Raw genomic sequence first — 1,697 nt, 5'->3', positions numbered from 1 at the left:
CCCCCCCCCCCCCCCCCCCCCCCCGGGCCGGCCCCCCCCCCCCGCGGGGCCGGCCCGCGCCCGTACCTGGGGCGGCGGCCGGGTGGCGGCCGCCGGGGCCGCCCCGGGGTGCCTCCCCCGAAACCCCCAGCACCACGGAAGGAGCGCGCATCATGCCCCGCCCTCAGGAGCGCACGAAGCCTCGCGGCGGCTGGGGCGTCGTTGCCGTGGTCGCCCTCAGCGGCACGTTCCTCCTCACCAACGGGCTCGACCTGAACGGCGGTCCGCCGCAGCCCGCGCAGGCCGCCGCGCTGGTCGGCGACCCGGCCCACGACGAGGCCGCCCGCCGCCTCCCGCCGGCCCCGCGGCCGTTGAAGCCCTCTCCGCCGACCCGGATCCGGATCCCGTCCCTCCAGGTCGACGCGCCCGTCACCCGGGTCGGACTCGACGCCGAGGGCTGGGTGGACGCCCCGCCGCCGGAGGACCGGAACCTGGCCGGCTGGTACGAGGGCTCCCCCGCCCCGGGCACCCGGGGCACGGCGGTGATCGACGGTCATGTGGACAACAAGCAGGGTCCGGCCGTCTTCTACACGCTCGGCTCGCTCGCGCGGGGCCGGCACATCGAGGTGGACCGACAGGACGGACGTACCGCCGTGTTCACGGTGTACGGCATCGAGGTCGTCGGCAAGAACGGCTTCCCGGCAGCGCGGGTCTACGGCCCCAAGGGCGCCCCGGAGCTCCGCGTGATCACCTGCGGCGGCGGCTTCTCGAAGAAGGGGGGCTACGACGGCAACGTGGTCGTCTTCGCCCGCCTGACGGAGATCCGCGGATAGCGCGTGGAGAAGGCCCTGTTCGGCGCGGTCGGCGGGCCCCCGTGGTCAATATCCTCATCACCGCTCTCCCGCACCGATACCGGACGATCATCGGCAGACGCCCGACCGGACAGGTCCGGTCACGGCGGGCCACTTTCGATCATCCCGTCATCTGCCCGTTACCTTCGGGTCTAGCGTCCTCCTCCAAGCACCGATGGAGGAAGGACGTGAGGCCCTCGTGGCCAGTCATCGAAAGCCCAGGCAGCGCCCGCTCGCCGGCGGCACGGCACGGAGCTCCGTACGCACCACCGCCGCCACCCTCGCCCTCGCGGGCGCTGCCACCGCCACCGCGTTCGAAGGCATCTCCCATGCCGATCCGCAGCCGACGCCCTCGCAGGTCAAGGCGGAGATGGACCGGCTCTACGAGCAGGCCGAGGCCGCGACGGACCGGTACAACGGGGCGAAGGAGAAGGCCGACGAGGCGCAGCGCGCGCTCGACGGGCTGCGGGACGAGACCGCCCGCAAGACCGACCGGCTCAACACGGCGCGCAGTGCGCTCGGTTCGCTGGCCGCGACGCAGTACCGCAGTGGCACGCTGGGCGCCGCCGTACAGCTGGCGATGTCCGGTGATCCGCAGGAGTACCTGAACCGGGCCTCCCTCATCACGCGCGCCGGGAACCGCAACGCGGCCGACATCTCAGCCGTGCGGCGGGGGCTCGACGAGGTCGGAAAGCTCAAGGACCAGGCCACCGTGCGCCTCGCCGACCTGCGGGACCGGCAGAGGGAACTCGCGGGCCACAAGGCCGAGATCGAGGACAAGCTGACCGCCGCGCAGCGGCTGCTGGCCAAGCTGACGGCCGAGGAGCGGGCGGCCTACGAGGCCCGCTCGGCCGGCCCCGCCCCGAG

1 protein-coding gene and 1 pseudogene are annotated in these 1,697 nt (G+C 74.3%); both read left to right on the top strand.

Annotated elements, in window-relative coordinates; all coding sequences use genetic code 11:
- The first annotated feature begins 152 nt into the window (after positions 1-152).
- Positions 153-812 (top strand): class F sortase, encoded by a 660-nt coding sequence (locus ABZY57_RS32710; protein ID WP_356518177.1) that lies wholly within the window; start codon positions 153-155, stop codon positions 810-812.
- A 217-nt stretch (positions 813-1,029) separates the two neighbouring features.
- Positions 1,030-1,697, top strand: a pseudogene (locus ABZY57_RS32705) (NlpC/P60 family protein); the annotation flags it as partial.

The organism is Streptomyces sp. NPDC006450, assembly GCF_040612195.1.
Lineage (GTDB): Bacteria > Actinomycetota > Actinomycetes > Streptomycetales > Streptomycetaceae > Streptomyces.
This window is presented reverse-complemented; position numbering and strand designations above follow the sequence as displayed.

Bases quoted from the DNA above. Each gene is read 5' to 3' on its own strand.
- ABZY57_RS32710 (WP_356518177.1), top strand. From the start codon at position 153: ATGCCCCGCCCTCAGGAGCGCACGAAGCCTCGCGGCGGCTGGGGCGTC.